Annotated in this window: 6 protein-coding genes; all 6 read left to right on the top strand. The window is 37.3% G+C overall.

The genetic code is table 11. The features are described 5' to 3' along the window. The first annotated feature begins 5 nt into the window (after nucleotides 1-5). Nucleotides 6-119: a T9SS type B sorting domain-containing protein gene (locus OOZ15_RS20470; protein ID WP_416337328.1), complete on the top strand. Its 114-nt coding sequence runs from the start codon at nucleotides 6-8 to the stop codon at nucleotides 117-119. Between the two features lie 69 nt (nucleotides 120-188). After that, complete coding sequence (locus OOZ15_RS18670) at nucleotides 189-1109, top strand: PorP/SprF family type IX secretion system membrane protein (RefSeq protein ID WP_265957968.1); 921 nt, start codon at nucleotides 189-191, stop codon at nucleotides 1107-1109. Between the two features lie 29 nt (nucleotides 1110-1138). Further along, on the top strand, nucleotides 1139-2797 hold the full coding sequence (locus tag OOZ15_RS18665; RefSeq protein WP_265957967.1) for an OmpA family protein: 1659 nt from the start codon (nucleotides 1139-1141) through the stop codon (nucleotides 2795-2797). An 81-nt stretch (nucleotides 2798-2878) separates the two neighbouring features. Next, nucleotides 2879-3358, top strand: a complete 480-nt coding sequence (locus tag OOZ15_RS18660; protein ID WP_265957966.1) for a hypothetical protein — start codon at nucleotides 2879-2881, stop codon at nucleotides 3356-3358. 435 nt (nucleotides 3359-3793) lie between these two features. Further along, entirely contained in the window at nucleotides 3794-4159 is a 366-nt protein-coding gene (locus tag OOZ15_RS18655) for a hypothetical protein (RefSeq protein ID WP_265957965.1), read from the top strand. Between the two features lie 148 nt (nucleotides 4160-4307). Continuing rightward, entirely contained in the window at nucleotides 4308-7493 is a 3186-nt protein-coding gene (locus OOZ15_RS18650; RefSeq protein WP_265957964.1) for a sensor histidine kinase, read from the top strand. Nucleotides 7494-7515 lie beyond the last annotated feature (22 nt).

The following is a 7515-nucleotide window of genomic DNA, read 5'->3' as shown; positions in this document are numbered from 1 at the left end:
GGCGGATGAACTACCGGGACGGGGAGCTGTTGCCCACCGGGACCTACTATTACGTGGTGCGCTACGACAGGGACGGCACCAAGGCCCCCAAGACGGGATGGGTCTACCTGAGGAAATAAATGTTAAATAATTTGAATCGATCAGGGCTATCAATACGGTCTAGGTCTTTTAACTAACACGAAGTAAAGATGATAAGAGATAATTACAAAAGAATAGTTTTACTGCTATTGTTAATGCTTATATATAAGCACAATAGTTTGTATGGACAGCAGGATCCCCATTATACTCAATATACCTATAATATGGGAATTATCAACCCTGCTTATATTGCTACTAAAGAAGCATTGAACGTAAGTCTTTTGGCCCGGTCGCAATGGGTGGGTGTTGAAGGGGCTCCGCAAACAGCTACGTTTTCCCTTAGTTCACCTGTGGGGAGGAATGTGGGGTTAGGGCTTTCTGTGATCCATGATGAGATTGGTCCTGTACTTGAAAATAATATATATGCGGACTTTTCCTATACATTGAAACTGTCGGAAAGCTCAAGGCTTGCATTGGGACTAAAGGGGGGAATAACCTTTTTGGATGTGGAACTATTGAATCCCAATGAGGAGTCGGATCCGTTGAATGAACCGGTTCATACATTATCACCGAACTTTGGAGCGGGAGCTTTTTATTTTACCAATAAGTTTTATTTGGGCTTCGCAATTCCCAATATGTTGGAGACAAGGCACTTGGAGAAATCCGGGGAAGCAGTGTCAACAGCCGCTGAAATCAGTCACCTTTTTTTGACTTCAGGATTTGTGTTCGACCTTTCAGATCATTTACAGTTTAAGCCTTCAACAATGGTCAAGGCTGCTATTGGTGCCCCAGTCTCTGTTGACCTGTCGGCAAATTTATGGATAAACCAGAAATTTGAAGTAGGGGTATCCTTCAGGTTTGAAGATTCCCTTAGTAGTGTGGTTGGCTTTAATGTCACCCCTGATTTCAGGATTGGATATGCCTATGATCACACCTTGTCGGGTATAGGAAATTATAACGCGGGATCTCATGAGGTCATGCTTTCCTACACGTTTAACAGATCGAGGATCAAGAGTCCGCGATTCTTCTAATTTATAAATCAACTTAAAATAAAGATAAAATGGAAAGAAAAGGTATTATTGTTTTCCTCTTATTTATTTTGATGTGCCATCCTTTAATTGCGCAAGAGCAAGAGGAGCACACAATTAAAAAATTGTCGGTAAATTCAAGACAGTCGGATTTTGGAGTGTCATTTAAAGGCAACAATGCAGTAGTGTTTGCTTCTTCACGTAAATGGAAGGGAGACAGGACAAAAATATGGAGAGGGAACGGACAGCCGTATCTGGATCTTTATATCGGGGAAATAGCCCCAGACAAAGATATACAGAATGTGAAGAAATTCGGGGGAAGGTTTATCAATACAAAATATCATGAATCCAACGCTGTTTTTACAAGAGACTCTTCAACAGTGTATTTCTCAAGAAACAATTACTTGCGCAATAAGTACCACAAGGACTCTACGGGGTATAATTTGATTCAAATGTACAAGGCAAGGGTAGGTCAAAACGGGGAGTGGGTGGACATAGAACCTATGCCCTTTAATAGTGATGATTACCAAACAGGACATCCTGCATTGAACATTGCAGAGGACAAATTGTATTTTACATCCGATATGCCGGGTACTTATGGGGAAACTGACATTTTTGTTGTGAACATCAAAGAAGACGGGACATACGGACAGCCTAAAAACCTGGGGCCGGAAGTCAATACACCTAAAAGAGAGATGTTTCCTTTTGTAGACGAAGATAACTTTTTGTATTTCTCTTCTGAAGGCTTTTCTGATGGCAAAGGAGGTCTGGATATCTATGTGTCTAAATTGGAAGGCGATCAGGCTGTTGGATTGGTAACAAATGTGGGGGAGCCCGTAAATAGTGCTGATGATGACTTTTGTATTGTTATGAAACCCGGAGAAGACTGGGGGTATTTTTCTTCAGACAGACACAGAAGGAATGTCGATGACATCTATTATTTTGAGTTTTACGATGGCTTTAAAGATAATATTAACATGGAAGCAGCATGTGTGAATGTATTTGATGGGATCGTTAGGGAAGAAGGAACGGGAGCCTTGTTACCCGGAGCCCTGGTGACTGTATATGACGGGAGCGGGAATATGATAGAGTCAACCCGGGCGAATGATTTTGCAAAGTATGCCTTAAGGCTGCCTTGTGGTGATGAAACATTTAGGGTAGTGGCATCGAAACAGAATTACCATGATGACAGTGATACCTTCAAAAATCTGAATACCCGTGTGCCCGGAGGCGTAAATCTTGCAAGTCTGAATCTGGAATTGTCGCTCAAACCAGAAGATTTTGTAAGGGGTTATGGGGATTACCTGATGGTGGACAACCTGAACCCGATCTATTTTAACCTTGATAAATCCGATATCAGGCCGGATGCTGCTGTTGAATTGGAAAAAGTAATACGGATTATGAAAAAGTATCCGGAAATAGAAATAGAAGTAGCTGCCCATACTGATAGTAGGGCGAATGACGGTTACAATATGAAATTATCCGAAAGACGTGCAACATCAACAAAAAATTGGTTGATCGAACGTGGAATTAGCTCTTCCCGTATAAGTGGCAGCGGATATGGAGAAACCCATTTGGTAAACAGCTGCGGGAACGGCGTCCGGTGTTCTGAAGCAGAACATCAGCTAAACAGGCGGACAGAGTTTGTTGTTAAAAACCCTGAAGTTATAAGAAAAAGTACAGAGGAATAAAAAAGTTTTCAGATTGTTGAACAAATGATAGCCGGATGATGTTCGGCAATAGGTGTAAAAGCTTTTTAAAAAGATGTGGATTTGAAAGAGATTTTAAAAAAAATATGGTTGCAGGTACTGACGGATATAAAAAAGTTAAAAGATGAGGAAATTGAAATAAAAGTTGATGAGGAAGAAGAGACAAGAAAATTCAATAAAGCATTGATTTATGATAGTCAGGGGCGTTTTTCCAACTTGTTAACACAGGAATTTTCTGAAAAATATGTTTTTGAGGTTTACACTAACAATACTTTTGAAAAGTTTAAAGAAGAGTCTGAAGATTACACACTGGTTGTGTTTGTTGTTTATTCAAATGGGGATCTTCTGGATTTCTTAAAAATTTATGAAAGAAGTTTCCCCATTTTTCTTTGTTCCTTTGAGAAAAGGATTTATAAAGAAACAAAAAACATCCATGGGCTGATTACTGTTGATCTTACAAGGCATAGGCTTGAAGTGCTTAAAGAACTTGAATGGTATTTTAATATAATGTCAATTGAAAAAACTGATGGGCTTAAAATGTAATGCTTGAAAATGTAAAGGGGGGTGGAAGGACAAGTATTGACCGCAATTTGAATGTAGAATGAAAAACATATCAATCGAATTTTACTAATTAGTCCACATTTTAGGATCAATAAAGGCATCAATAGTCAATGAACATATGCTGATCTGACACATAGCTATCAGGTGACCAATTATGTCCCCCGGTCAGGGAACATATAGTTTTGACTGCAGAAGAGCTAAATGCAAAGTTCAATATTAAAAAAGTCTTATTGCGGGACGGATGGTGGGACAAAAGAAGAAATATGATAGATTCGGGTAAAATCCCGAATACAGCCACTTTTGACTCTTATGTAATATAGTGGAATTGAAGTTGAACAGAGGGACAATATGATGGCTAACTGATAGATAAAGAAGGGAATTTATGTTTTTGTATGTATTGAAATAGGATGGGATATTATGGAATTAAGTAAAGTATTGATATATGATTCAAAAGGTTGTTTTTCCAGGCTGTTGAGCGCTGAATTCTCAGATGAATATGTTTTTGTAGTAAACAAAAACTTTGATAGGGATTATGTCTTTGAGGAATATAGTATGATTATATATGTCGTTTATTCATGTGTTGAATTGATAGACCTTTTTAAGGTATACGATAAGAAATTACCGCTGTTGCTTTGCTCTTTCGAAAGAGAAGTTTATAACAAAGCAAAGCATATAGATGGAGTGATCCCGGTTGACTTGACCAAACATAAATTTGAAATTCTTTGGGATTTTAAGAATTATTTTGATGTAGTAAATAAATCGTATATCATAATTAACAAGTAGTGATTTGTTTAAAATTGTTTGCGGGATAGTAATGAAATTGATATTTTCATATAATGCCTTTTAAAGGACTATAGGGATAAAGTCCAACATCCAATTTTGGGTTTGGATTATGTGATGAAAACTCACCGATAAATAATAATGGGAAGATATGAAGGCATCTGACTTCTATAAATGCGGGCGACTGACACTGCTTCTAACTTTATTTTGCTTTTTCTTTCCGATTCGAGAGAGTATTTCGCAGAATATTGAAATAAAACCTATTCCGGTAAACAACAATGGGTATAGCAGCACCCTGAAGAAAAAACTATTTATTGATGGCGATGGGTTTTTGTGGTATTCCACCTTTAACGGGGTTGTTAAATATATGGGAAGTGAGAGTTTGTTTTACCCATTAAAACTCGGGGATAACAGGGACGTTTTTTTTGTTCATGATATTGTTAAGTCAACAGCCGGGAATTTATGGGTAGCTACTTCTGAAGGGGTGTATTTCCAAAATTTGACTTCTGGAAATTCTTTTTGGTTAATTAAAACCGATTCAAATACAGAAAAGGATATAGCATTTGTCTCGTTAAAAGAGGGACAACATGGGGATATGTGGGTTGGAACCAATACAAATTTAATATATCACTACAGCGAAGGGTTAAAAAAACGATATAGCATAGACAAGAAAAACGATTCGAAGATAAATGGTCGGAGCGAGAAAATTATCATTGAAGAAATTCTGGAAGACGGCTCTTTGATCCTAAAAAGGGGCAGTAAATGGATGGTGTTTGCCAATGGTGAAAGTACCTTAGTTGATTACAAAGAAGCGGAATCCGGATTAAATGGAAAAGAGACCCTGTTGTCGTATAACGGAGCGTTTTTTGATAGGGACAGTACAGGGTATTATTATTATGAAGGGGAGCCGTATTGTTATATGTATTTACCTGAGATAAACCGACAAATCATTGAGGTGCCCCTTAAAGGACAAAGTTTGTTGTATAGACATGAAGACGGACATCCGTCCAATGGGGATGTAGACCTGGTTACTTCGGAAATGAATTTTGTGAAAACATATGTGTTTAGGAATGTTTTGGGGAAGATTCATTTGAAGGAAGAAAAGGAAATTACATTTAATAACAAGATAACAAATTTTACTATAAGTCCCGGAGGGTATTTATGGGTACATACAGATGGGATATATAAAGTACATTATAAGGATGCCAAGTTTACCAAGTTTTTATATAAAGAATCTATAACCGGAGGGGAGAGTGACGAAAACCCGGAAATACCCATCAGTTGTAGGGGATTGATGGAAACTGGACAAGGAGAGCTTTATATTTTTACCAATGATGGATTTTATAAACAGGAAGGCAGGGAAGATGATTTTGTCAAAATTGATTTTGAGAATGAAGCCTTAAACGGGACACCACTCCCAGTAGATTTACTCTACAATTTTTATAAAGAAAGTGATGATGTTTTGTGGGCCTATGGTTTTTTCTCTTCGCTTTATAAATTGAATTTAAAAACCCAGACCTTTGTTGAGATTGCTATTCCTGAGAATCTGCTGGTGCCCAATCCTACAGTTTTTGATATAGAAGAAACTATAGAAAGCAATAAACTGCTCTTAGGGGGGAATTTCGGGTTAATTGAATTTGATATAAACACATCCCGATTTAGAAATGCAGCAAAGCTTAATGATCGTTTTGATATTACGGGAAAACATATTTTTGAAATCCACATTGACAGGGATAAAAAGTACCTCTGGTTAGGGATGGGGACTCATTTGGGGCTTTATAGAAAGAATTTGCATACTGATGAAGTCGATCATTTCGATACAGATACCGAGTCTTTATCGCTGATCGATAATACGATACGGTGTTTCTATGAAGATGATAAGAAAAATATCTGGATAGGGACCGAAAAAGGCTTGCAAAGGATAAACCCCAAAACATTGCAAACCGTTGCCTATAGGGAACAGGATCAGTTAAAAAATGGGAATATTACCGGAATATTGGAAAGTGGGGATTATTTGTGGTTTGGGACTTTTGACGGTTTGGTCAGGTTAAACAAAAAGAGCGATACAATTCAAGGTTTTTATGTTGAGAATGGGATTCCCCATAATGAGTTTAATACAAGATCGGTTTTTGAGTCAAGTGACCATCATTTTTATTTTGGGGGATTAAACGGATTGGTTCGATTTGATCCGAATGATTTTTTTGGAAATAACAGGCAAAACAAGCTGTACTTGACCAGCTATAAAATGTTTTCAAAACGCGATGGGGAGGATATATTGAATCTCTATGGGCTTGGGGATATTTCAACCTTTAAAATTCCATATAATAACAACCATCTGGCTTTGAGCTTTGCTATTAATGATATATTCAATACGGAAAAAAACGTATATCAATACAGGATTAAGGAAACCGATAACGATTGGATTAGCCTAGGGAATTATAATACGGTTCAACTCAGGGGACTGTCTCCGGACAATTATACCCTCGAAGTAAGGGGTTTTTCAAGTACAGGGCAAACTACCAATACACTTGCGTATACGATACACGTCGAGGAAGTTTTTTATAAAAAGATATGGTTTATATTTTCTTTTACCATAGCAATATTGGCAGGAATGTTGTTTTGGTTGCATAGGAAGAAGGAACATTTAAAAGTTCAAATAGAGCATAAGACACGCATTACTTATTTGGAAGCCAAAACGTTCAGGGCCCTTATGAACCCGCATTTTATTTTTAATGCGGTTAACAGTTTACAAAGTGTTTTGTTTTTAAAATCAGAATTCGAAGCAAACAAGTTTTTTGGTGCATTTTCAAATTTGGTACGGCTTACCATGGAAATGGGAGATATGGACACTATTTCCCTGAAGGAAGAGATCAACTATTTAAAAGCTTATATTGATTTTGAGAAACTAAAACTCAGAGGAGATCTTACGGTTTTTTTCGATGTAAGTTCAGAGCTAGATATAGGAAAGATAAGGATTCCCAGCATGCTTTTTCAGCCCATAGTTGAAAATGCCATTTTACATGGATTAGCTCCTAAAAAGGAAAATCGGGAATTAAGGGTAAGTTTTGTGAAAAAAGACCAGAAACTAATAGTGACTGTTATTGATAATGGGATTGGAAGAGCCGCTTCAGAGCGAATGAAAAAATCAAGAAGACGTAACCATAAATCACGGGCTACTTTGATTATGAATGAACGGATCAGCATGTACAACATAATTAACGGAAAAAAAATATCGGTAACAACACATGATTTAAAAGAAGGCAAAGATCCCTTAGGTACTAAAGTGGTACTTTCTATCCCTTTAAAATTAAAGAGAAACTTTATAGACAGAAAATAATTTAGTCACAAATAATCCCGAA

Origin of the sequence: Galbibacter kalidii (genome assembly GCF_026241135.1) — a bacterium.
Taxonomy (GTDB): Bacteria; Bacteroidota; Bacteroidia; order Flavobacteriales; family Flavobacteriaceae; genus Galbibacter.
Note: the sequence above shows the minus strand (reverse complement) of the source record. Positions and strands in the feature narration are given on the sequence as shown.